The sequence below is a fragment of the Comamonas sp. MYb21 genome, from assembly GCF_037479395.1.
In the GTDB taxonomy this organism is placed as follows: Bacteria; Pseudomonadota; Gammaproteobacteria; order Burkholderiales; family Burkholderiaceae_C; genus Comamonas.
Map to the genome: position 1 here is coordinate 25737 of NZ_JBBGZC010000021.1, position 24041 is coordinate 49777.

Annotated in this window: 23 protein-coding genes and 1 other RNA gene; 10 read left to right on the forward strand and 14 right to left on the reverse strand. The window is 62.6% G+C overall.

The features are described from left to right. Positions 1–175: 175 nt before the first annotated feature. Positions 176–394 carry a hypothetical protein gene (locus tag WH367_RS23545; protein WP_021028274.1) on the reverse strand — a complete coding sequence of 73 codons (219 nt, stop codon included), beginning with the start codon at positions 392–394 and terminating at the stop codon, positions 176–178. Positions 395–787: 393 nt separating this feature from the next. Between WH367_RS23545 and WH367_RS23550 the strand changes: the two genes are divergently transcribed. Continuing rightward, entirely contained in the window at positions 788–997 is a 210-nt protein-coding gene (locus WH367_RS23550) for a hypothetical protein (protein ID WP_021028273.1), read from the forward strand. Between the two features lie 164 nt (positions 998–1161). Here WH367_RS23550 and WH367_RS23555 read toward each other — a convergent pair whose 3' ends face one another. Next, positions 1162–1371, reverse strand: coding sequence for a hypothetical protein (locus WH367_RS23555; RefSeq protein ID WP_339517939.1), 210 nt, complete (start codon positions 1369–1371; stop codon positions 1162–1164). Between the two features lie 721 nt (positions 1372–2092). On the opposite strand from WH367_RS23555, the gene WH367_RS23560 reads away from it, so the two are divergent. The 5 genes from WH367_RS23560 (at position 2093) to WH367_RS23580 (ending at position 6974) form a co-directional block, all read left to right on the forward strand. Continuing rightward, positions 2093–3217: a branched-chain amino acid ABC transporter substrate-binding protein gene (locus WH367_RS23560; RefSeq protein ID WP_021028271.1), complete on the forward strand. Its 1125-nt coding sequence runs from the start codon at positions 2093–2095 to the stop codon at positions 3215–3217. Positions 3218–3306: 89 nt separating this feature from the next. Then, the gene (livH, locus tag WH367_RS23565; RefSeq protein WP_027011204.1) at positions 3307–4230 is read left to right on the forward strand and encodes a high-affinity branched-chain amino acid ABC transporter permease LivH; all 924 of its coding nucleotides are present in this window, start codon (positions 3307–3309) and stop codon (positions 4228–4230) included. Beyond that, a complete protein-coding gene (locus tag WH367_RS23570) occupies positions 4230–5459 on the forward strand; it encodes a high-affinity branched-chain amino acid ABC transporter permease LivM (protein WP_339537919.1) in 1230 nt (409 codons plus the stop codon). Before livH ends, WH367_RS23570 begins: the two co-directional genes overlap by 1 nt. 37 nt (positions 5460–5496) lie before the next feature. Then, entirely contained in the window at positions 5497–6264 is a 768-nt protein-coding gene (gene livG, locus WH367_RS23575) for a high-affinity branched-chain amino acid ABC transporter ATP-binding protein LivG (protein ID WP_133857353.1), read from the forward strand. An 8-nt stretch (positions 6265–6272) separates the two neighbouring features. Continuing rightward, the gene (locus WH367_RS23580) at positions 6273–6974 is read left to right on the forward strand and encodes an ABC transporter ATP-binding protein (protein WP_116927423.1); all 702 of its coding nucleotides are present in this window, start codon (positions 6273–6275) and stop codon (positions 6972–6974) included. 92 nt (positions 6975–7066) lie between these two features. Here WH367_RS23580 and WH367_RS23585 read toward each other — a convergent pair whose 3' ends face one another. From WH367_RS23585 to ffs, 12 genes are all read right to left on the reverse strand, one after another. Next, on the reverse strand, positions 7067–7930 hold the full coding sequence (locus WH367_RS23585; protein ID WP_021028266.1) for an LOG family protein: 864 nt from the start codon (positions 7928–7930) through the stop codon (positions 7067–7069). A 154-nt stretch (positions 7931–8084) separates the two neighbouring features. Next, positions 8085–8468, reverse strand: coding sequence for a fluoride efflux transporter CrcB (crcB, locus tag WH367_RS23590; RefSeq protein ID WP_260719484.1), 384 nt, complete (start codon positions 8466–8468; stop codon positions 8085–8087). A gap of 69 nt (positions 8469–8537) precedes the next feature. Further along, the gene (locus WH367_RS23595; protein WP_339537920.1) at positions 8538–10358 is read right to left on the reverse strand and encodes a peptidase M14; all 1821 of its coding nucleotides are present in this window, start codon (positions 10356–10358) and stop codon (positions 8538–8540) included. A 134-nt stretch (positions 10359–10492) separates the two neighbouring features. After that, positions 10493–10870: a monovalent cation/H(+) antiporter subunit G gene (mnhG, locus tag WH367_RS23600; protein ID WP_021028263.1), complete on the reverse strand. Its 378-nt coding sequence runs from the start codon at positions 10868–10870 to the stop codon at positions 10493–10495. After that, a complete protein-coding gene (locus WH367_RS23605; protein ID WP_021028262.1) occupies positions 10867–11145 on the reverse strand; it encodes a K+/H+ antiporter subunit F in 279 nt (92 codons plus the stop codon). The genes mnhG and WH367_RS23605 overlap by 4 nt, the downstream gene beginning before the upstream one ends. Beyond that, complete coding sequence (locus WH367_RS23610) at positions 11142–11630, reverse strand: Na+/H+ antiporter subunit E (RefSeq protein WP_021028261.1); 489 nt, start codon at positions 11628–11630, stop codon at positions 11142–11144. Before WH367_RS23610 ends, WH367_RS23605 begins: the two co-directional genes overlap by 4 nt. After that, positions 11627–13399, reverse strand: a complete 1773-nt coding sequence (locus WH367_RS23615) for a monovalent cation/H+ antiporter subunit D (RefSeq protein ID WP_021028260.1) — start codon at positions 13397–13399, stop codon at positions 11627–11629. Before WH367_RS23615 ends, WH367_RS23610 begins: the two co-directional genes overlap by 4 nt. Continuing rightward, the gene (locus WH367_RS23620) at positions 13399–13764 is read right to left on the reverse strand and encodes a Na+/H+ antiporter subunit C (RefSeq protein ID WP_021028259.1); all 366 of its coding nucleotides are present in this window, start codon (positions 13762–13764) and stop codon (positions 13399–13401) included. The genes WH367_RS23615 and WH367_RS23620 overlap by 1 nt, the downstream gene beginning before the upstream one ends. A gap of 12 nt (positions 13765–13776) precedes the next feature. Beyond that, positions 13777–16701 (reverse strand): monovalent cation/H+ antiporter subunit A, encoded by a 2925-nt coding sequence (locus tag WH367_RS23625; RefSeq protein ID WP_339537921.1) that lies wholly within the window; start codon positions 16699–16701, stop codon positions 13777–13779. A 474-nt stretch (positions 16702–17175) separates the two neighbouring features. Further along, positions 17176–18342: a lipopolysaccharide assembly protein LapB gene (gene lapB, locus WH367_RS23630; protein ID WP_312988354.1), complete on the reverse strand. Its 1167-nt coding sequence runs from the start codon at positions 18340–18342 to the stop codon at positions 17176–17178. Continuing rightward, positions 18332–18643, reverse strand: a complete 312-nt coding sequence (locus WH367_RS23635; protein ID WP_312988353.1) for a LapA family protein — start codon at positions 18641–18643, stop codon at positions 18332–18334. Before WH367_RS23635 ends, lapB begins: the two co-directional genes overlap by 11 nt. Positions 18644–18741: 98 nt before the next feature. Then, an RNA gene (ffs, locus tag WH367_RS23640) (signal recognition particle sRNA small type) lies at positions 18742–18837 on the reverse strand. A 157-nt stretch (positions 18838–18994) separates the two neighbouring features. Here ffs and dnaX point away from each other — a divergent pair. From dnaX to WH367_RS23660, 4 genes are all read left to right on the forward strand, one after another. Then, on the forward strand, positions 18995–21262 hold the full coding sequence (gene dnaX, locus WH367_RS23645) for a DNA polymerase III subunit gamma/tau (protein WP_339537922.1): 2268 nt from the start codon (positions 18995–18997) through the stop codon (positions 21260–21262). 64 nt (positions 21263–21326) lie between these two features. Beyond that, the gene (locus WH367_RS23650) at positions 21327–21659 is read left to right on the forward strand and encodes a YbaB/EbfC family nucleoid-associated protein (protein WP_021028254.1); all 333 of its coding nucleotides are present in this window, start codon (positions 21327–21329) and stop codon (positions 21657–21659) included. A 101-nt stretch (positions 21660–21760) separates the two neighbouring features. Then, positions 21761–22351: a recombination mediator RecR gene (gene recR / locus WH367_RS23655; protein ID WP_021028253.1), complete on the forward strand. Its 591-nt coding sequence runs from the start codon at positions 21761–21763 to the stop codon at positions 22349–22351. 367 nt (positions 22352–22718) lie between these two features. Continuing rightward, positions 22719–24032, forward strand: a complete 1314-nt coding sequence (locus WH367_RS23660) for an MFS transporter (protein ID WP_021028252.1) — start codon at positions 22719–22721, stop codon at positions 24030–24032. Positions 24033–24041 lie beyond the last annotated feature (9 nt).

Sequence of the window (24041 nt, forward strand, 5' to 3'; positions counted from 1 at the left end):
GCAATGGCCGGCCTCACAGACCTTAGACTGCTTTGTCCGCTGAGGCCAGCCATTCCCAGGCCCCTTGGCACATCCATGCCGGTGGAACTGGCTAGCGAGCCCTCGTGTACCCCTGGATGGGTAACAGCTCCTTGGCCTGGCTTGCGCCACCAGCAAACACGGTACTAGGCAAAAATCAACCCAGCAGCAAGCTGCCTGCGTCGAGGGCAGGCGGTCGCAAAAGATCGTCGTTGACCCCCATGGCCAGGCTTGCGCGCTCGATGGCCTGCCAGAGGTTGGGGGGCATTTGCAGAATTTCTTCGGGGGAGCTGGACTGGTCAATCCAGGCGCTGATCTCGCCATGTTGGTCGTGGGTGAGCAGGTCCAGGCTCAGCATTTCGTCGATGGTTTTCATAAGGCTCAAGCGGTGTGCATGGCGAGATAACCGGAGTCACTCGCCCGTCGGCAATCAAAAGGGAAATCCGGGCGGAGCGTAGAGAGGGCTAGGCCTGCTGCGAGTGCCATGGAGGTGCTGCTGACGCAGGCTGGTATCCATGTGCTTGCGTGTCCGGGCTGCGGTTGCGTTGCGCTTGGGTGACCATGGAATCCTCCTTGTGCTATGCCCCACTGTAACCGGTTCCGGCCTGCGTGCAGGCGCATTGGCTGCCATGCAACACAATCGGAGGCGGCGGCGGCCGGGAGCACTGTCGCCAGGCGCGATACAGACCCTGCGTTAGCGCAGGGCGATGCCCATGAACAGGAGGCATTTCGCCCGACAATAGCGGCTGTAGAAAGACAAGGAAAAGCTGTGAGCCCTTCCCAAGAACATGCTGCGTTGATGGCCAGCTACCAAAAGCTGGTGGCCGAGGTGAACCAGAAAACGGCCCTGGTGCGTGTCGCATCGCTCAAAGGGCCTCAAGCCATGCGTGCTGCGATGGCGACTGCCGCAAAGGCTGAACGCCGGCGCGATGTGCTGGCCTCCAAGCTGGCAGCGCTCGGGGTCGTAGTGGGTGACTGACGCCAAACTGGCGCGTGCAGCCAAAAATCTGCCCGTGCCGGCAATGAAGGCGGTGCTGCAGCAAAAGCGCATAGACGCTTGCCTTGGCGCAGCGATGCGCAAGAGCGGCATGAGCCCGGCGCAGCAGACCGGCACTTGCGGCCAGCGCGCAATGCCCGCAGCGCTCAGGCTGGCGTGCAAAACGCCCGGTTGGGGTAGAGAATATCCGTGAGCACATGGTGTCCACGGGTCTGCAGCAGGTAGGTGCCTGGCCCGCCGTCAGCAATGGCCTGCTCCAGCAGTTGCAGGAATTGCTGGCGATGGTGGGCGTCATCGGGCAGCCAGGCAGAGGCAGCCACGGCGTTGTCCGCGCCGCTGCCTTTGGAATTGATCAACCTAATCTCTTTCATGTTGAACAATTCTCCATACGTGATTGACATTGTGCAAGCAGTTTTTGCTTGAGTTAGCAATGGTTAAAGAATCTCCGAATGAAAACATTCACATGCTGTCAGGTTGTGGCAGTCCCATAAGTCTCTGTCTATTCAGCGTTTTTTGCGATTTCCTGGTGTTTGATCAGCTTTCTGGGGAGTGATGATGGTGGTGGCTTTTGATTGCGGATGTAACAATAAAACCTGTGGGCTGAACCCGCTATGCCGATCTTGGCTGGGCCTGAATGTGTTTGGGCAGCGCTGAATGCGCGCGCGGCAGGATTTTTCGCGCACAATGCTGCCTCTCGCAATGGCGTGCTTGTATTCTGGGCTTTGTGATGGCCGCTAGGCTGTTGGCAAGGGGAGGGGGCGAGCACGCGGCGGATGCCGGGGTGCGCAGGGTTCCATCTGATGGATGCAAAAAATGCATTTAAACGGAGAAGGGCTCAACTACTGCTTGCGGTGGCTTTAGAGGCATTTGCACACATTTGGTGCAAAGATGCCGATGGATGCCTCGCATAGGTGCAAAGGTCACTGTCTGCTAGCACATACGTGACATATTTGGCAATCCTTGGCATCCCTCTTGTGAGAGTTGGTTAGACCTATATGCTGTCTCCGCATCGCACTTGATAGTTGCTTTATTGGCAATGGTTGCGATCCATAGCTTGATTAAAAAAAGGATTCCGATATGAAGGTACCGTTTCGCCTCAACTCGATGGTGGTTGCATTTGGTTTGGCCGGCAGCATGCTGGCTGGCGCCGCCCAGGCTCAAAATATCAAGATTGGCGTGGTGATTCCGGCGACGGGTCCGCTGACCCAGTACGGCGACATGGTCAAGGAGGGTGTGGATACGGCGCTGGAGCAGATTAATGCCGCTGGCGGCATCAACGGCAACAAGCTCGAAGCGGTGATCGTTGACGACGCCTGCGAACCCAAGCAAGGCCCAGTGGCTGCCAACCGCGTGGTCAACGCCAAGATCCATTACGTGGTCGGCCCCGTGTGCTCGGGCGCTGCCATTGCTGCAGCTCCGATCTACAACAACGAAGGTGTGGTGGTCGTGACCCCATCGGCCACGTCGCCCGCACTGACCGAAGGCAAGAACTTCAGCTCGATCTTCCGCACCATTGGCCGTGATGACCAGCAAGGTCCTTTCGCTGCCAAGTTCATTGCCCAGAACGTCAAGCCCAAGAAGGTTGCCGTGCTGCACGACAAGCAATCCTACGGCCAGGGCATTGCCACGGCCGTGCGTGACACCCTGAAGGCCGACGGCGTGAACGTCGCGCTGTTCGAAGGTATCAATGCCGGTGACAGCGATTACTCGGCCGTGATCACCAAGCTGAAAAGCGCTGGCGTGGACTTTGTCTACTACGGTGGCTACCACCCAGAGATGGGCCTGCTGCTGCGCCAGTCGGCCGAGCAAGGCCTGAAGGTCCGCATCATGGGCCCTGAAGGCGTGGGCAATCCTGAAATCAACGCCATCGCCGGCCCTGCCGTGGAAGGCATGCTGGTGACCTTGCCTGCGGACTTCGCTTCCAACCCCAAGAATGCCGCCATCGTGAAGGCCTTCAAGGACAAGAAGCGCGATCCTTCCGGCTCGTTCCAGATGGGCTCGTACACCGCCGTGCAAGTCATTGCTGACTCGATCAAGGCCGTGGGCAATGATGGCGCCAAGGTGGCCAAGCACCTGCATACCGCAACCTTCGAAACCCCACTGGGCAAGCTCGCCTGGGATGCCAAGGGTGACCTGAAGTCCTACGACTTCCAGGTTTTCAGCTGGCACAAGGACGGCAGCAAGTCGCCTGCAACCAAGTAAGTGTTTGGCAAAAGCATGGCTCTAAAACATAGAGCCATGCTTTTTTATTTTGGCGGCCACAAGCGCCAATGGAATTGGGTTGGTACGGTATGAACGATTTTTTGCCCCAATTCATACAACAGTTGTTCAATGGTCTGTCACTGGGCGCGATCTACGCGCTGGTGGCCATTGGCTACACGATGGTGTATGGAATTATCGGAATGATTAATTTCGCCCACGGCGAGATTTATATGATTGCGGCCTATATCGGCCTGGTGACCTTGTCGGCCATCGGCACGCAAAGCGGGCTGCCGGTCTTTGTGGTGATTGGTGCCATGCTGCTGGTGGCCGTGGTGCTCACCGGGGTCTATGGCTATGTGGTCGAGCAGGTGGCCTACAAGCCCTTGCGCAGCAGCCCCCGCCTGGTGGCCCTGATCTCGGCCATCGGTATGTCGATCTTCTTGCAAAACTGGGTGGCCCTGGGCCAGGGTGCGCGCGATATGGCGGTGCCTTCGTTATTGCCTGGTGCCTTCAACTTTCACATGGGTGATTTCGAGGTCTTTGTGCCTTACACCCGCGTCTTGATCATTGTGGTCGCCGTGGTGCTGATGGCCGCGCTGACCTTCTACATCCGCCACTCGCGCATGGGCCGCGCCTCGCGCGCCTGCTCGCAAGACATGCAGATGGCCAATCTGTTGGGCATTGACACCAACAAGGTGGTGTCGTTCACCTTCATCCTGGGCGCGGTGCTGGCTGCCGTGGGCGGCGTGCTGATTGCGCTGGCGATTGGCAAGCTCAACCCCTATATCGGTTTTGTCGCGGGCATCAAGGCCTTTACTGCAGCCGTGCTGGGCGGTATCGGCAGCATTCCGGGTGCGATGCTGGGCGGCGTGCTGCTGGGCATTGCCGAGACCATGGCTGCCGCCTATATCTCGTCCGAGTACAAGGACATCGTCGCCTTTGGTCTGCTGGTGCTGATCCTGCTCTTCCGCCCCACGGGCCTGTTGGGCAAGCCTGAAGTGGAGAAAGTCTGATGGTGAAAGCGAACATCAAGAACGCCATCATCTCGGCCGTGCTGGCCGCTTTGGTGGTGGTCCCCATCTTTGGCCTGCACCTGGAGCGCAAGGGCGGCCAGAACTACATTGAGCCGCACTGGAACCTGGTGATCTGGGGCTTTGTCATCGTGCTGGTGCTGCAGCTGGTCAAGCCACTGCTGGGCAAGCATATGGCCCGGGTGCAGGCGCCGCGCCTGCCCGAGGTCAGCGTCCGCATGCGCATGACATTGATGTGGCTGGTGATTGTGGCGGCCATTGCCTGGCCGTTTTTCAGCGGCCGCAACGCGGTCGATATCGCCACCCTGGCGCTGATCTATGTGATGCTCGGCCTGGGCCTGAACATCGTGGTCGGCTTTGCCGGTCTGCTGGATCTGGGCTTTGTCGGCTTTTATGCCGTGGGCGCCTATACCTACGCCTTGCTGTTCCACTGGGCCGGCTGGTCGTTCTGGGAAGCGCTGCCGCTGTCCGGCGCAGCCGCTGCCTTGTTCGGCTTTTTGCTTGGCTTTCCGGTGCTGCGCCTGCGCGGCGATTACCTGGCGATCGTGACCTTGGGCTTTGGCGAAATCATCCGCCTGCTGCTGGTCAACCTGGTGGACTTCACCGGCGGGCCGGACGGCATCTCGAGCATTCCCAAGCCCACCTTCCTGGGCTTTGAGCTGACCCGCTCGGCCTCGCAAGAGGGTGCGCAGACCTTGCAGCAGTTCCTGGGCATCGAGTTCAACACCATGCACATGGTGGTCTTTCTGTACCTGCTGGCGCTGGGCCTGGCCCTGGTCACCCTGTGGATCAGCAACCGCCTGATCCGCATGCCGATTGGCCGCGCCTGGGAAGCGCTGCGTGAAGACGAAGTCGCTTGCCGCTCGCTGGGCATGAATCCCACCAAGATCAAGCTCTCGGCCTTCACCTTGGGCGCGATGTTTGCCGGTTTTGGCGGTGCATTCTTTGCCGCGCGCCAGGGCATTGTCAGCCCCGAGTCGTTCAGCTTCATCGAGTCGGCCCTGATCCTGGCCATCGTGGTGCTGGGCGGCATGGGCTCGCAGATCGGCGTCGTCGTGGCCGCGATCCTGATCACGGTGCTGCCCGAGCTGGCACGCGAGTTCTCGGAATACCGCATGCTGATTTTCGGCCTGGTGATGATCTTGATGATGGTCTGGCGTCCGCAGGGCTTGTTCCCGATGAAGCGCCACCATGAAGAGTTGAAGCAATGACCGTAAACACGGAAAACGCAAACAGGGAGAAGTGTTTATGAGTCAAAGCATATTGAAGGTCGAAGGCCTGTGCATGCGCTTTGGCGGCTTGCTCGCGGTCGACCAGGTCGCGCTCGATGTCAAGCCGCAAGAGGTATTCGCCATCATTGGCCCCAATGGCGCGGGCAAGACCACCGTGTTCAACTGCATCAGCGGTTTCTACAAGCCCACGGCCGGTACCGTGTCGCTGGGCGGGCAGTCGATTGCCGGCCTTGCCAGCCATGAGGTGGCCAACCACGGCGTGGTGCGTACCTTCCAGAACGTGCGCCTGTTCAAGGGCATGACGGTGCTGGAGAACCTGCTGGTGGCCCAGCACCAGCAGATCAAGCGCAATCTGCTGTCGGGCCTGTTCAAGACCAAGGCCTACCGCGCGGCCGAAGAGAACGCCAAGGAGCAAGCGGCCCACTGGCTGGATGTGATGGGCCTGCGTGCCTTTACCAACCGCGAGGCGGGCAACCTGGCCTATGGCCACCAGCGCCGGCTGGAGATTGCGCGCTGCATGATCACCAAGCCCAAGCTGCTGATGCTCGACGAGCCCGCAGCGGGCCTGAACCCCCAGGAAAAGGTGGAGCTGCAGCACCTCATCGACCGCTTGCGCCGCGAATACGGCGTGACCGTGCTGCTGATCGAGCACGACATGAGCCTGGTGATGGGGGTGTCCGAGCGCATCCTGGTGATGGAGTATGGCAAGCCGATTGCACTGGGTGTGCCGGAGGTCATTCGCAATGACGAACGCGTGATCAAGGCATACCTGGGAGAGTCCTGATGCAGCCGATGTTGGAAATCAAGAATATCAGCACGCATTACGGTGCGATTTGTGCAGTCAACGATGTGAGCCTGCATGTCAATGAGGGAGAGATCGTCTCGCTGATCGGCAGCAATGGCGCGGGCAAGACCACCTTGCTGATGAGCGTCTGCGGCAACCCCTGTGCCACCACGGGCTCGATCAAGTTCGAGGGCGAAGAGCTGGTGGGCCAGTCCTCGCACCTGATCATGCGCAAGGGCATTGCGATCTCGCCCGAAGGCCGCCGTGTGTTCAAGGACCTGACGGTCATGGAGAATCTGCAGATGGGCGCGTTCTTCTTGAACAAGCAGGAGATTGCGCACGGTATCGACTATGTCTACGGGCTCTTTCCCCGCCTCAAGGAACGTGCCGAGCAGCGCGCCGGCACCATGTCGGGCGGCGAGCAGCAAATGCTGGCCATTGGCCGGGCGCTGATGAGCAAGCCGCGCCTGCTGCTGCTCGATGAACCTACGCTGGGGCTGGCGCCGCTGATCATTGCGCAGATCTTCGAGATCATCAAGGCCGTGCGTGAGCAGGGCGTGACCGTCTTCCTGGTGGAGCAAAACGCCAACCAGGCGCTGCAGATCGCCGACCGTGGCTATGTGCTGGAGACCGGCAAGGTCACCTTGGAGGACTCTGGCGTCAACCTGCTGCGCAACCAGGACATCCGCAAGGCCTACCTGGGCGGCTGACCGGCTTGGCGGCAAAGCCTGCCGCTACCCAAAGCAAAACCGCTGCTGGCTGCATGGCCAGGAGCGGTTTTTTTTATGGGCCGAACGCTGCTTTAGCGCTGGTAGTAGGCTTGGATGATGCGGCAGGCCTCATGCACATCGTCGGTGATGTGGAACAGCTTGACGTTCTCGGGCGAGATGGTGCCGTACTCGATCATCACATCGAAGTTCAGCATGCGCGACCAGAAATCCACGCCAAACAGCACAATCGGCACGCCCTTGGCCTTGTGGGTCTGCACCAGGGTCAGCACCTCGAACAGCTCATCCATCGTGCCAAAGCCGCCGGGAAACACCACCAGGGCGCGCGCGCGCATCATCAGGTGCATCTTGCGCAGCGCAAAGTAGTGGAACTTGAAGCACAGCGCCGGCGTGATGTAGCGGTTGCCCGACTGCTCATGGGGCAAGGTGATGTTCATGCCGACATTGGGTGCGTGCTCTTCGGAGGCGCCGCGGTTGGCCGCTTCCATGATGCCGGGGCCGCCGCCGGTACAGATGTAGAGGCGGTCTTCGAGCTTCTGGGTTTCGCTGAACTTGGCCACCAGGCGCGCAAAGCGGCGCGCGGCATCGTAGTAGCGGCTGGTGGTGACGGCGCGCTGCGCCACGGCAATTGCCTGGGCATCGCCCTGGGCCTGGGCGGCAGCCAGCAGTACCTCGGCCTCTTCGGGCGCGACAAAGCGGGCGCTGCCAAACACCACCACGGTGTTGTTGATGCCCTGGGCGGTCAGCTCCAGATCGGGCTTGAGCATCTCGAGCTGAAAGCGGATCGAGCGGGTCTCGCGGCGGCTCAAAAACTCGGGGTCGGCAAAGGCCAGGCGGTAAGAGTCGCGCTTGGCAGCCTGCTCTGGCGGCATGTCGGCGCCGAACAGGTTCCAGTCATGCGCCATGACTTGTTCGTCGAGTTGGGTGTTGGCGTCCATGGTCTTCTCCAGCTTTCACAATGCCAGTGCCCGGCAGGCACCAGCGTTCACAAAAAACACAAGCAGCGCAAGCGGGGCCTGCGCTGCTACTGAATATAGAGCGATTTGGGCATGCGCTTGCGCCAATGCCTTAAAAAATACGCCTTGAGGATCCTCAGCGCCCGCCCCACAGCGCCTGGCCGGTCGCCAGGCCCAGGGCTGTCAAGGCCAGCGAGCCCAGCAGGTGCAGGCTGCATTGCAGCAGCGCCAGGCCGTAGCGCTGGGCCTGCAGCATCGATACCGTCTCGGCAGAGAAGCTGGAAAAGGTGGTGAGGGCGCCCAGAAAACCGGTGATCAGCACCAGGCGCCAGACCGGGTCAATGCCCGGTGCGTTTTGGAACAGGGCCACCAGCAGCCCGATGGCATAGCCGCCCACCAGGTTGGCTGCCAAGGTGCCCCAGGGCAGCAAGGCATGGGGCTGGTTGAGCCAGCGGCCCAGTTGCCAGCGTGCCAGCGCGCCCAGGCAGGCGCCAATCGATATGCCAAGTACATTCCACATGGCAGGCAGCTTAGCAGGGCGCAGCTGCACTGCGTGAAAATCGGTGCCAGGCCCGTGATGCTCACCAGCTCAGCGCGTTTGCACAATGTCCTGCCAGGCGGCATAGGCGGCCAGCACCGCAGCGCGTTGCACGGTATGCGCAAATACCAGCGCATCGCCCACCACCGTCTGGTCCGGGAACTCGGTGATCAGGCTCACGGGGGTCAGGCCATGGTTGTCGACCTGCATGGTGCAGGGCGTGCCGTGCCGCAGCTCAAATGGCTGGCGGCCGGAATGGCGTTGGTATAGCGCCAATTGGCGGCGGTTGTATTCTGGCAAACCTTCTACCTGCAGCAAGGCCTGCGCGACCCGCTCGGCGAGAGCCTCGGCCTGCGGCTGCCAGTCTTCCTGGTAGCGCAGAATCAGGAAAAAGCCCTTGGGAATGGTCCAGAGGTCAAAGCCCTGCGGTACATAGCCAGACAGGGGCCGCGTCCATTCATGGGCCGGGTAGCCATGCAGGCTCAGGTGCAGCTGCGCGCCACTGGCAGCAATCGCATCACGCCGCAGGGCGCCTTCGTACCAGGGGGCATGGTCGCGGTAGGCCAGGTCGTCGCCCAGCGCGGTGTAGCGCGCTGCATGGTGCATCTGCTCGGGGGCATAGCGGCAGTACCACTGGTGCAGGTCGTAGCCGTCGGGGTTTTCGACGGGGATATAGGCAAAGTGGCTGTCCGCCTGCTGCGCCAGTGCCAGCGCACCGCGCAGCGCGCCTGTCACGCCCGATATCTCGTTGGCATGCTGGCCGCCACTCAGCACCACCGGGTGCTCGCTGCCCTTTTTATAAGTGGCAGCAATGGGGCGGCCTTGCACGCTCTGGCCCTGGCAGGCGCTGCCATAGGCGGCAAACAGCGGCTGGACCAGCGCATCCATCTGGGCCAGGCTCGGCGCGCGCTGCAGCTGCGCTGCGGCCGCATCGGCCTGGGCCATGCTGTGGGGGCTGTAGCTGGCGGCTGGCAGGCCGTCGCCCACCTCGGGCAGGGGCTCGCTCAGCGCGAGCGCGCGAATCTGCAAGCCGACCGTTGTCAGCTCCAGCGGGTGCGATTGGGCTGCGATCCGGATGTCCGGCACGATCTGGCCCGGTTGCAGGCGGCGGTCACCGGCTGCGCGGCCTGACAGCTTTTGGAAATGCTCCAGCAGCGAGAAATACAGGTCCTCGTGCATGGCTTCGGGCGTGCTCATGGTCTCGTCCGTGCCGGCAATCGCTTGCTCAAAACCAGGCAGTTGCATGGCGATATGCAGGCGGCCAAAGAAGGGCTCGGTCTTGGGCCAGGCATGGTGCTCAATGGCCTGCATGGCTTGGGCATAGGCCGCTTCATAGTCGGTGAGTACAGCGGCATCATGCACGATGCGCCCCTGGGCATCATGCGCCTGCTGCCAGCCGCAGGGGGTGATGCCGCTGCTGCCGTGCGCCGATTCGAAAGCCCGGTTGGGCGCGAACACCTGCAGGCTTTGTGTGCGCCCATCCTGGTAGCGCAGCGCCAATGTGTAGCTGCAGTTGTGCTGGCCGGCCTCCATCTGCAGCTCGACACCGGGCGGCAGCATGGCGGCCAGCGGGTAGGCCTCCAGCATGAAACGGTTGGCGGCGGCATCTGCATGCAGCGGGTAGTGCAGCTGCAGGCTTTGCAGCCCGGTGGTGTCCAGCTCTTCCAGCACCGCATGTACCAGCGGCTTGTAGGCACTGCGGATGCGGGCGCGGATGCCCTGTTTGGCCAGTTGCTCTTCAGCTGCCCGGCGCGCATCAACGCCTTCAAAACACCAGAGCTGCCACGCCAGCTCGGGCTGCGGATGGGCCAGGCGTTCAGCCAGCCATTGGCTGAGCGTGCGGTTGAGGGTGTGGGAGAGTAAAAGCGTCATGGCGGGGCCTGGGGTGTGGATGCGGGTGGTCCACCAGCATAGAACAAGCGCGCTGTTCCTGCTGTCCCCTGGCGCTTATTCCCCAATGCGCCTCGCCCGCCGTGGTGGCTTAGCCATCTATCGCCATCGCGGGCTCAGGCGTCGTTGCCTTCCGGGTTGGCCGAGACGATGCGGCTCAGGCTGGGCGGCACATCCTTGCCCATGCGCCGGTCGCGGAACAGTGCCGCACGCATCAAGAAGATATTGGTGATGGGGACAGCCACCGACAGCAGCACGGCGATCAGCAAGGTGTGAAAGCTGGGCTTGTGCGACTGCAGGCTGAAGTAGAAGACGGAGCTCCAGACAATCAGCCAGCAGCCGGCGCAGGCGATGATCGACGGGGTGTGCACGCGTTCGTAGTAGCTGGGCAGGCGAAACAGGCTGAGCGCGCCGATCAGGGTGATCAAACAGCCAGCGAGCACCAGCACCGACACGAGAATCTGCACCCAGATGGGCAGGTCGATTTCCGTCATTCGATCACCTCCCCGCGCAGCAGGAACTTGGCCATGGCTGTGGAGCTGACAAAGCCAAACAGCGCGATGAGCAGGGCCGCTTCAAAGTAATTGACCGATGCATAGTGGATGCCCAGCACCAGCATGGCGAGCATGCCGATCAGGTACATGCAGTCCAGGGCCAGCACGCGGTCCTGTGCCTGCGGGCCCTTGAGCAACCGGATCATCGCAAACAGCATCGCCAGCAGCAGGATGAACAGGGCTGCCGGCATGGTCCAGGCAAGAATATTGTTCATTCAAAAATCTCCATGAGGGGCCGTTCATAGAAGGCCTTGATGTGGTCGATGACGCCCTGCGGGTCATCTGCCTCCAGCACATGCAGCAGCAGGATGGAGCGGTCACGCGATATCTCGGCCCAGGCGGTGCCCGGGGTGATACAGACGATCATCGCCAGTACCGCCAGACCATTGGGGTCGCGCAGTTGCAGGGGCACATGCACAAAGCCGGCGGGCTTTTTGCGGCTGCCCGGCATCAGCAACAGGCGCAGCACGGCGCCATTGGAGCGAATCGAGTCGGCCGCCACGCGCAGGCCCAGGCGAATGATGGTCCAGGGCTTTTTGATGCTGACCGAGCGGGGGCGCAGGCCTTGGGTCAGCACTGGGATCAGCAAGCCGAACAGCACGCCCAGGATGATCTGCCCGGGGCTGATGCTGCGGTTGAGCAGCAGCCACACCAGGCACAGCAGCACGGACAGCAGGGGGGCAGGGAAAAGGCGCTTCATCGCTCGCTACCTCCTGCAGGGGCTGCATCTGGCGCCGCTGTAAAGCCTGATTCAGGCAGCACGGTCGGGATCTCGGGCGCAACCACGGGCTTGGCCGTGGGGGAGGGCTTGGGGCTGGTCTCCAGCACCGCGCGGATGTAGTTGCCGGGCGAGTGGAGGTTGTCGGCCGCGCGCTGGGTAAAGCGCATCACGCTGGCGCCATGGGTCACCATCAAAATGCAGCAGCCCAGCAAAATGGCCAGGGGCAGGCCTTCGATCACCTTGAGCTCGGGCGTGTTGCGGCTGATGCTGGACCAGAACTCGCGAATGCCGATGCGCACCAGGGCCGTCAAGGCCATCAGGCCCGTGGCGATCAGGATGGCCATGAACAGCCAGCCCAGCCAGCCGATCTGTGTGCCCGCCGACGAGCCCAGACCCAGCGGATTGAGCAGCGCCGAGAGCATCGCGAACTTGCCGATAAAGCCCGACAGCGGTGGCAGGCCGGAGATCACCAAGGTGCAGACCATGAACGACAGGCCCAGGAAGGCCATCGCCGCCGGAATGGCCCGGCCAATCAGCACTTCCTCGTCCTCGTCCAGGTTCAGGCCCTCGCGCGGCAACAGCTCTGCCGTCAAAAACGGCGCCTCCTCATCCTCAAAGCGCACACTGGCGCCGTCGGTCGTGCGCCAACGCTCGATCAGGTCGGTGACCAGGAACAGTGCGGCCACGGCCAAGGTGGAGCTGGGCATGTAGTACAGCAGGGCGCTGGTCATCAGGTTCTGGCCAAAGCCGGCAGCGGCGAGCAAGGTGCCGGCCGACAGAATGGCCGCATAGCCCGCCACATAGCCCAGGCGCTGCGTGCCCAGGATGGAGACGGCCGCGTACAGCATGGTGGCCAGCCCGCCCAGGATCAGCCAGGCGCTGCCGAAATGGGCCGAAGGCCCGGCCTCGCTGCTGAACATCAGGGTCCACAGGCGCACAATAGTGTAGATGCCCACCTTGGTCATCAGCGCAAAAATAGCGCCAACAGGGGCGGTGGCCGAGCCATAGGCGGGCACCAGCCAGAAGTTCAGCGGCCAGACCGCCGCCTTGATCAGAAAGGCGGTCGCCAGAATGCCAGCAGCGGTATGCAGCAAGCCCCGGTCTGCGCTGCTGACGCTGGGGATGATGCGCGCCAGATCGGCCATGTTCAAGGTGCCGGTGATGCCGTAGAGCATCGACACGCCAATCAGGAACAGCGACGAGGCCGCCAGGTTGATGGCGATGTAGTGCAGGCCATGCTGCACCCGTGATTTGCCCGAGCCGTGCAGCAGCAAACCGTACGATGCCGCCAGCATGATCTCGAAGAACACAAAGAGGTTGAACAGGTCACCGGTCAGGAAGGCGCCGGCCAGGCCCATCATCTGGAACTGGAACAGCGGGTGAAAATGCACGCCCACCCGGTGCCAGCGCGCGCCGGAATACACCACGGCGCAGAGCGCGACCACACTGGTGGTCAGCAGCATCAGGGCCGAGAGCCGGTCGAGCACCAGCACAATGCCAAACGGCGCGGCCCAGTTGCCCGAGAGGTAGACGCTCATCGAGGTGGCCATGCCATCCTGGTTGCTCCATTTGACCAGGGCCATCGCAATGACCAGGCCGATCAGGCAGGAGCTGATGTTCATCAGCAGTTTGGTGCGTTGGTACTTCTCGCCCAAGGTCAGCATCAGCGCTGCGGTCAGCATGGGCAGCAAAATCGGTGCCAGCAACAGGTGCGGCATCAGGCGCTCAGTCAGCATCATCAGCGACATCAAGGCGCCTCCTGCACATCGTTGGACAGGGAGCCGTCCACGTGGTCAGTGCCCGTCATGCCGCGCGAGGCGAGCAGCACCACCAAAAAGAGCGCGGTCATCGCAAAGCCGATGACGATGGCCGTCAGCACCAGGGCCTGCGGCATGGGGTCGGCGTAATGCATCAAATCGGTGGGCACACCGGGCTGCAGTATCGGTTCGCGGTCGATCGCCAGGCCCACGCGGCCCATGCTGAAGATAAACAAATTGACCGCATACGACAGCAAGAGCAGACCCATGATGATCTGAAACGTCCGTGGGCGCAGCAACAGCCAGACGCCGGAGCCGGTCAATACGCCAATGGCAATGGCCAGTACGATTTCCATTTGGTATTGTCCTTAGGGTTGAGAAGCGGAGTCGCTGCGCTCGCCTTGCTGGCGCTCGTGGAAGCGGAATCCCCGGACGGATTGGTGGGCAATGCTGGTGAGCATCAGCATGGTCGAGCCCACGACCAGCGAGAACACCCCAATATCAAAGAACAGCGCGCTGGCGACATGGATCTCGCCTACCACGGGCAAGGTCAGGTGTGCGGTGTGGCTGGTGAGGAAGGGGTAGCCAAAGTACCAGCTGCCCACACCCGTGCCCAGCGCAAACAGCAGGCCGGCGGCGATCCAGCGGCGCGGGTAGATCGGCAGATGCGATTCGACCCAGTGCGTGCCGGAGATGATGTACTGCAGCAGCAGGCCAATGGCCAGGGTCAGGCCGGCCACAAAGCCGCCACCGGGCTCGTTGTGGCCGCGCATGAACAGGTACATGGCCACAATGGCGGCAAATGGCAGCAGCAGGCGCACCAGCACCGCCGGCACCATCAGGTAGCCCACAGCGGTATCGGTCGCGCTGCGCGGGTTGAGCAGGTCGGTCTGCAAGTCAGCTGGCAAAAAGCGCTGCTGCTCGGGCACATCCATGGCCTCTGGTGCGGGGCGGAAGCGGCGCAGCAGCGCATAGACGGTGAGCGCCACAATGCCGAGCACAACAATCTCGCCAAAGGTATCAAAGCCCCGGAAATCGACCAGCATGACGTTGACCACGTTGGTGCCGCCGCCCTCGGGCAGGGCACGCTCCAGGAAGAAGGTCGAGGTGCTCTCCGGGAAAGGCCGGCTCATCATCGCAAATGACAGCCAGGCCATGCCACCACCAGCGAGCAGCGCAATGGCCAGGTCACGCCAGCGGCGCAATGTGACCAGTGCACCATGCTGGGAGACTTTCTTGAGCTTCTTGTCGCGCTTGGGCAGCCAGCGCAGGCCCAGCAGCAGCAGCACCGTGGTAACCACCTCGACCACCAGCTGGGTCAAGGCCAGATCGGGTGCGGAGAACCACAGGAAGGTCATGCAGGTGGCGAGACCCGCGCCGCCCAGGGTGACCAGGGCCGCCAGACGGTGGTACTTGACCAGGAAGGCCGCTGCCAGCGAGCAGCTGATACCGATCAGCCACAAAATGCCAAAGGCGGGCGACAGCGGCTGCAGGCCCCGGTTGCCCAGTTGCAGGCCGTGGATCAGCAAGGGCAGGGTGGCGGTCAGCAAGGCGGCCAGCACCAGCCACAGCGCCTGCCACTGCCAGCGGCGCGTGCCCAGCCAGCGGCGCAGATGGCGCGCGCCGTTGGTGATGATCGCCATCACCGCCTGGAACACCCATTGGCCATTGACGCGGCCAACCAGCGGCGCATCATCGAGGTATTGCTTGGATCGCAACAGGCGCAGCAGCAAATACAGCAGGATGCCCGCCAGCATCGCGATGATGCTCATCACCAGCGGTGCATTGATGCCATGCCACAGCGCCAGACTGAACTCCGGCAAATTGCCGCCCACCACCGGCGAGGCGGCGGCATCCAGGTAGCTGCCCACCGCCCAGGCCGGGAAGATGCCCACCAGCAGGCAGATCAGCACCAAGAGCTCGACCGGCACGCGCATCCAGTGCGGCGGCTCATGGGGCTCATGGGGCAGATCGGTAGCGGGCGGGCCAAAAAATACATCGACCGTGAAGCGCAGCGAATAGGCCACGCTGAAGATGCCGGCCAAGGTGGCGGCCACTGGCAAGGCGGTGGTCAGAAACGGTGTGGTGTTGATGTACACCGTTTCGGCAAAGAACATCTCTTTGGACAAAAAGCCGTTGAGTAGCGGCACACCGGCCATCGCCGCGCTGGCCACCATCGCCAAGGTGCCGGTGATCGGCATCATCTTTTGCAGGCCGGAGAGGCGGCGGATATCGCGGGTGCCGGATTCGTGGTCCACAATGCCGGCGGCCATGAACAGCGAGGCCTTGAAGGTCGCATGGTTCATGATGTGGAACACGGCAGCGACAGCGGCCAGCGGGCTGTTGAGGCCCAGCAGCAAGGTGATCAGGCCCAGGTGCGATAAGGTGGAGTACGCCAACAGCGCCTTCATGTCGTGCTGGAACATGGCGATATAGCCACCCAGCAGCAAGGTGATGGCGCCGGCACCGCCAACGAGCCAGAACCATTCCTCGGTACCGCTCAGTGCAGGCCAGAGGCGGGCGAGCAAAAAGACCCCCGCCTTGACCATCGTGGCCGAGTGCAGGTAGGCCGAGACCGGGGTGGGGGCTGCCATCGCGCGCGGCAGCCAGAAATGGAAGGGGAACTGCGCGCTCTTGGTGAGCGCGCCGAGCAGGATCAGCACCAGGGTGACGCGGTAGAGCTCGTGGTTGCGGATCTGGTCGCCTGCGGCCAGCACATTGTCGAGCTCATAGCTGCCCACAATGTGGCCCAGCAGCAGCACACCGCCCAAGAGGCACAAGCCCCCGGTGCCGGTCACGGTGAGCGCCATGCGCGCGCCCATGCGGGCATCCTTGCGGTGGTGCCAGTAGCCGATCAGCAGGAAGGAGAACAGGCTGGTCAGCTCCCAGAAGAACACCAGCTGGATCAGGTTGCCCGAGAGCACCACGCCCATCATCGAGCCCATGAAGGCCAGGAAGAACGAGAAAAAGCGCGGAACCGGGTCGGCTTGCGACATGTAGTAGCGCGCATACAGCACGACCAGACTGCCAATGCCCAGCACCAGGATGGAGAACAGCCAGGCAAACCCGTCCATGCGGAAGTGCAGATCCAGACCCAGCTGGCCCAGCCAGGCAACGTTGTGGTGCACGACGCCGTTGTTCTGCGTTTCCGGGAAAAGCATGGCGACCTGAACCACACAGAACACCGCTATGGCCCCAGCCAGCGTGGACTCGGTGTTACGCGCGTTGGCAGGCAACAGCGCTGCAATTGCGCTGCCGATGAAGGGGAGGAGGATCAGGTATGAAAGTGCCATTTCTTTGTAAATTCTACAAGCTGGCCCGATCCCAGCTGCTACTAAAACCCGAGCAAGTTCAGGATATTGGTCATGGCTTATCGATAGTCAATACCCCATGTTAGTGACTGCAAATGCGCGAGCAAAGGTGTTTTCTTGATGCCTGTTTTGGGTATGCGCCCATGCATGCTTTGCATGAATAGCCCGGCGCTTGCCCATAGCACAACACTGCAGGCTTGCTGCAGTGTCGGGTGGCTGGTTCAGGGGGAGGCGATGGCGGCGCCGCAGGCCAAAAACACCGGTTGGGCGTGGCGGAAGCGCATATTGCGCCGCTGCTGGCGCATGGCTGCAGAGCGGTGCAGGCGGGGCTGGGCTGCGTGGGGTCCGGTGCCGTGGCATATCAGGGCTCCTGCGCCCCAGGGCAGGGCGTTTCCGCATCCTAGCAGAAGCAGCAGCGAAGTCCTATCGCTGTTTGGATAGGTTTAGAACAGGCGCTTACTGTTCTTCCACCCGGCGTGGCGGGTAGCTGTCCCAGGATTGGCAGCCGGGGCACTGCCAGAAGTGCTGGCGCGCCTCAAAGCCGCAGGCAGCGCAGCGGTAGCGGGTGAGAGGCTTGGCGGCATTGTCCAGTGCGCGCTGAATGGCCGGGTGGTGCTCTTCGTGGCTGAGCGATTCCTGCGCGAGCCAGCGGCCGGCTGCAACCAGCGAGGGCTCATGGCGCAGGTGCTCGATGTACCAGTCGCGCCCGACCGGGCCCTCGGCTTGTTCCACGCCGGCAAATTCGTCCAGCTGCACCAGGCTTTGCATCACATCCAGCGATGGCGCGCTTTGGTAGTTGGCCTCCAGCAGCGCACGCACCTGGGGCTTGCGCTCGTCGCTCTTGACCAGCTCCAGCATCAGCGGTGCGACCAGGGGTACCGATGAGGGCGACACCGAGGCCAGCTCCATCAGCGATCCCAGGGCCAGCGCGGGATGGCCGCTCTTGTGCTGCAGGTGGGCCAGCTCGATCCGGGGGCGCGGCGCATGCGGCGCCTCGGACTGGGCTTGTTGCAGCAAGTCCTGCGCGGCGTCGAGCTGGCCATGGGCGAGTTGGCCCAGCGCCTGCTCGCACAGGTAGTGGGCAATGCGCACGCTGTAGTCGCCCTGGTTATGGCTGTGCATCAGGCGCGCGATCTGCACGGCTTGGGGCCAGTCATGGGCGCGCTCATAGATCGCCAGGCGCGAGAGGCGTGCCTCGTTCTCGTAGGGGGTGTTCTCCAGCCGGGCCAGCGCATCTTCGGCGCGGTCCAGCAGGCCCGCTTTCATGAAATCCAGGGCCAGCGCATGCTGGGCGCGTTCGCGCTCGGGCTTGCTGATGTCGGCGCGCGAGAGCAGGTGCTCATGCACGCGCACCGCGCGGCTGTATTCGCCCCGGCGGCGGAACAAATTGCCCAGCGCAAAGTGCAGCTCGGCGGTATCGGGGTCGTTCTGCACGGCCTCGATAAAGGCATCGATGGCCTTGTCCTGCTGCTCGTTCAAGAGAAAGTTCAGCCCCTTGAAGTAGGCCTTGGGGGCGCTGCGGTTCTCGCGGCGGATCTGGCGCAGATCAAAGCGCGAGGCCAGCCAGCCCAGCACAAACGCTGCAGGGAAACCCAGCAGGATCCAGGAGATGTCAAATTCCATGAGGTGGCAGCGGGGTGGTCTCGTCCGCAGGGGCGTTGGTGGAAGGGGTGGGCTCGCCCGCAGCGGTTTGCGCCGCCGCTGCACGCTGCGCGGCTTTGCGGTGCTTCCACCAGCGCGGCACCATGCCGATGATGCCGACAATCACGCCCGCGCTGAAGGCGAGCAGCACCACCAGAACCAGCGGCGCCTGCCATTGGGTGCCAAAAAACAGGTGCACCACCACATCCCGCTGGTTATTGAGCGCAAATGCAAACAGGGTGAAGAAGATGACAGCTTTGAGCAGCCACAGCAGGTATTTCATGGCAGTGACAGGAATGGCTTGGGCGCCATTCTACGTGGATTCCCACGCCTGGCCTGGAAAAGCAAATGCCAGCACGAGGCTGGCATTGGTCAAAAGAAGGTGACGAGCCTGACCCCGGCACTGGATCCACAGTTAGGGCTGCTTGGTTCCCCACCTGACCCGGTTGGCCGCTTCCCCATGCGAGGAGGCCCGTCAGCTGTCGATTGTACCTAAAGAATGGGACCCCCTTGGCCAAGCTGGCCAAAAAGTCCTTGTTCGCCTATGCGGCCAGGGCGCAGCGCGCCAAAAGTATTGCAAGCTGCGCGCAGCCAGTGCCGCCCATGGCCGTGACTGACCGTAGAATGCGATGCTATGTCTTATCTTGTTCTCGCTCGCAAATACCGTCCGCGAAATTTCTCTGAAATGGTAGGCCAGGAGCATGTGGTGCAGGCGCTGTCCAATGCGCTGGTGCAGCAGCGCTTGCACCATGCCTATCTGTTCACGGGAACCCGGGGTGTGGGCAAGACGACGGTCTCGCGCATTCTGGCCAAGTCGCTCAACTGCACGGGCGCTGACGGCCATGGCGGCATCACCGCTGCGCCCTGCGGCGTTTGCCCGGCCTGTACCGAGATCGACAGCGGACGTTTCCCCGATTACACCGAGCTCGATGCCGCCTCCAACCGCGGCGTCGATGAAGTGCAGGGCCTCCTGGAGCAAGCGGTGTACAAGCCGGTGCAGGGGCGCTTCAAGGTCTTCATGATCGACGAAGTGCACATGCTCACCAATACCGCCTTCAATGCGATGTTGAAGACGCTGGAAGAGCCGCCCGAGTACCTGAAGTTTGTGCTGGCGACGACCGACCCGCAAAAGGTGCCGGTCACGGTGCTGTCGCGCTGCCTGCAGTTCAACCTGCGCCCGATGGCGCCAGAGACCATCCAGGAACACCTGGGCCGCGTGCTGGTGCAAGAGCAGATTGCGGCCGAGCCGCAAGCCTTGCGGCTGCTGTCGCGCTCGGCCCGTGGTTCGATGCGCGATGCGCTGTCGCTGACCGACCAGGCGATTGCCTTTGGTGGCGGCCAGCTGCAGGAAGCCAGCGTGCGCCAGATGCTGGGTGCCGTCGATTCCAGCCATGTGTTTCGCCTGATCGATGCGCTGGCGCGCGGTGATGGCGCCGAGGTGGTCGATACCGTCAACCAGCTGCGCCACCAGGGTCTCTCGGCCGCATCCACCCTGGAAGACATGGCCGTGCAGCTGCAGCGCATGGCCGTGTTCCAGGCCGTGCCGGACAAGGCCCAGGCCGCCGGCGCGCAAGACGATGCCGAGCAGCAGGAGCTGCTGCGCCTGGCCCAGCAGATGCCTGCGGACGAGACCCAGCTGCTCTACAGCATTGCGCTGCATGGCCGGGGCGAGCTGGGTTTGGCACCGGATGAATATGCGGCCTTGACCATGGCGCTGCTGCGGCTGCTGGCCTTCAAGCCTGCGGGCGCGGCTGAAAAAAAAACTCTGAATAGTGGGGCTGTGGCCCCGGTGGCTGCTGCGCCCAAGCCAGCAGCTGCGCCGATTGCTGCGCCTGCCGTGGCAGTTGCTCCGCCCGTGGTGGCGCCGGTTGTAGCATCTCCAGCGCCGCAGGTCGCCACTGTGGTGGATGCGCCCGTCGCCGTTGCGGCGCCTATTGCTGCTGCGCCATCGGCCGCCATTTCTGCGCCTGTTTCTGCACTGGTTTCAGCGCCCACTCCTGTGTTCGCGCCTGTGCCCACACCGGCACCTGTGGTCGTTTCAGTGGTCCAGCCAGCAGCTCCGGCTTCGGAGCCTATCGCCGCCACGCCGGCAGTGGACGCCGTCAAGCTGCCGGTGCGCAGCGCAGAAGATTTGATTCCCGCACGTGCCGCTGCCACGGTGGCGCCTGCCGCGGCCGAGCCGCCAACCCCCGCCCAGACCGAGAAGGAGCTGGTGGAAGAGGAGCAGCCGCAGTCCCATGACGACGATGCCCTGCCCGAGCCGGACAGCGATGCCGAGGACGAGACCGCAGCGCCGTACTTTGATGAGGTACCGATGGAGGCCTATGCGGATGACGAGCCAGCAGCGCTGGCCGATCTGCCCGATGCAGCGCCTGCTACTCAGCCGCCAGCTGCAGCGGCCCCTGACCGTGCCAGTCTGATCGCCTTGCCGGTGCAAACGCCGCAAGCCAGTGAGCTGGACCGGCCAAGCGCCAACTTTGGCGAGAACCTGGGCCGTGTGCCGCCCGAATTCGAGGACACCGAAGAGGGCCGATTCTGGAACGACACGGTCACCGGCCTGGTGCAGGCCGAAGCCATCACGGCGGTGGCGCGCCAGTTGGCGCTGCGCTCCCAGCTCATCAAGCGCGAGGCCGATGCCTGGTGGCTGCGGGTGGACCTGGAGTCGCTCGCCCAGCCCGGCACGATCGAGCGCCTGCGCACCGCGCTGGTGGCCGCCGGTCTGGTGGGCAAGATCGAGGTGTCGGTGGGCGCCGTGAGCGACTGCCCGGCGCGGCGCAAGGCCCATGCCGTGCAGGCCCGCCAGCGCGCGGCCGAGGACACCGTGCGCCAGGATCCCTATGTCCAGTCTTTGATACAGCAATTTGGCGCGAAAATAGTGCCCGGTAGCATTCAGCCTCTATGATGCGGCGTTCGCTGGCAGATGGGCCTCCCCGCCTGCCGCAGGTTTTTATACAAAAGGATTTTCCATGTTCAACAAAGGACAACTCGCTGGTTTGATGAAGCAAGCCCAGGCCATGCAGGACAACCTCAAGAAGGCCCAGGACGACCTGGCCAACATCGAGGTCGAAGGCGAGTCCGGTGCCGGTCTCGTCAAGGTGCTGATGACCTGCAAGCACGACGTCAAGCGCGTGACCATTGACCCCAGCCTGCTGTCCGAAGACAAGGACATGCTCGAAGACCTGGTGGCTGCCGCCTTCAACGCTGCCGTGCGCAAGGCCGAAGAGACCAGCAACGAGAAGATGGGCAAGATCACCGCTGGCATGCCAGGCCTGCCCGGCGGCATGAAGTTCCCGTTCTAAGCTAGTCACTTTGTCGCAAGCTTTTATCGCTACCAAGCCCTTGGCTGCTCTGCACGGCCAAGGGCTTGTCTGTCTGGTGCAGCTGCTGATGGGCCCTGGCCATGTCTGATACCGGCACCCTGGAGGCGCTGGTGCAAGCGCTGCGCCGCCTGCCGGGCGTAGGGGTGAAGTCGGCATCGCGCATGGCGTTTCACCTGCTGCAAAACGACCGCGAGGGCGCCGAGCTGCTCTCGCGTGCCTTGCACGAGGCCAGCAGCCGGGTGCAGCACTGTGAGCGCTGCCACACCTTTACCGAAAACAGCATCTGCGACACCTGCCTGGACGAAGGGCGGGATGCCGCGCGCCTGTGCGTGGTGGAGACCCCGGCCGACCAGGCGGCGCTGGAGCGCACCGGCGCGTACAAGGGCTATTACTACGTGCTGATGGGGCGCCTGTCGCCGCTCGACGGCATTGGCCCGCGCGACATCGGTGTGCAGCAATTGCTGCAGCGCGCGAGCGACGGCGTGGTGCAGGAGGTGATCCTGGCCACCAATTTCACTGCCGAAGGGGAGGCCACTGCCCATGTGATCAGCGAGGCCTTGCAGCGCAAGGGCATTGGCTTTACGCGCCTGGCCCGTGGCGTGCCCATCGGCAGCGAGCTCGAATATGTGGACCTGGGCACCATTGCCCACGCATTGGCCGATCGCCGCTAAGGCCTTGGTGACTGGCGCGGTCAGCGCCTTTTCCCAGTAATTCAGGGGTTTGCGCCGCCTTTGGCGCTGGGCCTCCCGCAGACTGGGAAACGGGGTTTTCCTGCACCGCCGGCAGGGCTAAATCCCGCTGTGGCGCCCGGCGCGCTGCTTGCGACCGATTACAATTCAATGCTGATCTTTATGGTTATTTATGCATTTCATGCATGAATTGACCCCGGTGCAGTCTGTGTTTTCCTGGATTTGCCCGCTTTTCTGTCTCGCACGCCTGCTTCTCTGGCCGCACCGTTGCAAAGATCATTCTCCGTTCTCGTTATTGCATCTAGCCGTGTTGCTGCCGGCTGTGCCTCGTGTTTTTTAGGATTTTTGCGTGCAATCTACTGCTGTATCCAAGCGAAATATTCTGGCCGCTGTCATTGGCAATGCGCTCGAATGGTATGACTTTCTGGTCTTTGCCTTCATGACGCCCATTGTGGCCAAGCTGTTCTTCCCCTCCAACCCCAACGATCCAAGCGATGACCTCAACCGCATCCTGATGACCACGGCCGTGTTTGGCGTGGGCTTCTTCATGCGCCCAGTCGGCGGCATTCTGCTGGGCCTGTACGGCGACCGCAAGGGCCGCAAGGCGGCGATGGTGATGGTCACCGGCATCATGGCCGTGGCCATTGCACTGATCACCTTTGCGCCGACCTATGAGGGCGTAGGTATCTGGGCGCCGATCTTCATCGTGCTGGCGCGCCTGCTGCAAGGTTTTGCCGCAGGGGGTGAGTTTGGCACCTCGACCGCCTTGCTGATCGAGCTGGCGCCCAAGGGCAAGCGGGGCTTCTATGGCTCCTGGCAGATGACGGGCCAGATGGCGGCGCTGCTGATCGGTGCAGCCGTGGGTACCTTGATCACCGACTTCTTTACCCAGGAGCAGCTGATGTCCTGGGCCTGGCGCATTCCATTCGCCGTGGGCCTGTTGATCGTGCCGGTGGCCATCTATATCCGCCGCCATGTGGAAGAGCCAGAAACCTTTGTGAAGATGCAGGCCGCGCAAAAGGCCGGCACGGTCAAGCAAGTCGGTGTGCTGGAGATGCTGCGCACCCATGCACGTGAAACCCTGGTCGGCATGGGCCTGGTGGTAACGGCCACGGTGTCGATCTACATCACCTTCACCTACCTGGTGACCTATTCGACTGTCACCTTGAAGCTGCCGCTGCACGATACTTTCATGGTGCAGATGGCCGGCGCTGCGCTGATGGTGGTGCTGATGCCCTTCATGGGTGCCTGGTCGGACCGTGTGGGCCGCCGTCCCTTGATGATTGGCTCGCTGCTGGGTTATCTGCTGGTGCTGTACCCGCTGTACGCCTGGCTGACCGATGGCCCGACCATTGCCAAGCTGATGACCGTGCAGGTCGTTGTGTGCCTGTTTGTATCGGTGTTCTTTGGCGTCTTCAGCACGGTGATGGCTGAGCTCTTCCCCGCCAATGTGCGTTCAGTCGGCATGTCCATGGCCTACAACATCGCCGTGATGGTGTTTGGCGGCTTTGCCCAGTTCATCGTGACCTGGCTGATCAAGACCACGGGCTCGACCATGTCGCCTGCCTTCTATGTGATGTTTGGCGTGACCCTGGGTTTGATTGCGGCGTTCTTTATCCGTGAGCGCGCACACGACGACAACCTGGACGGCGAGATGGTCTGATCACCCGGC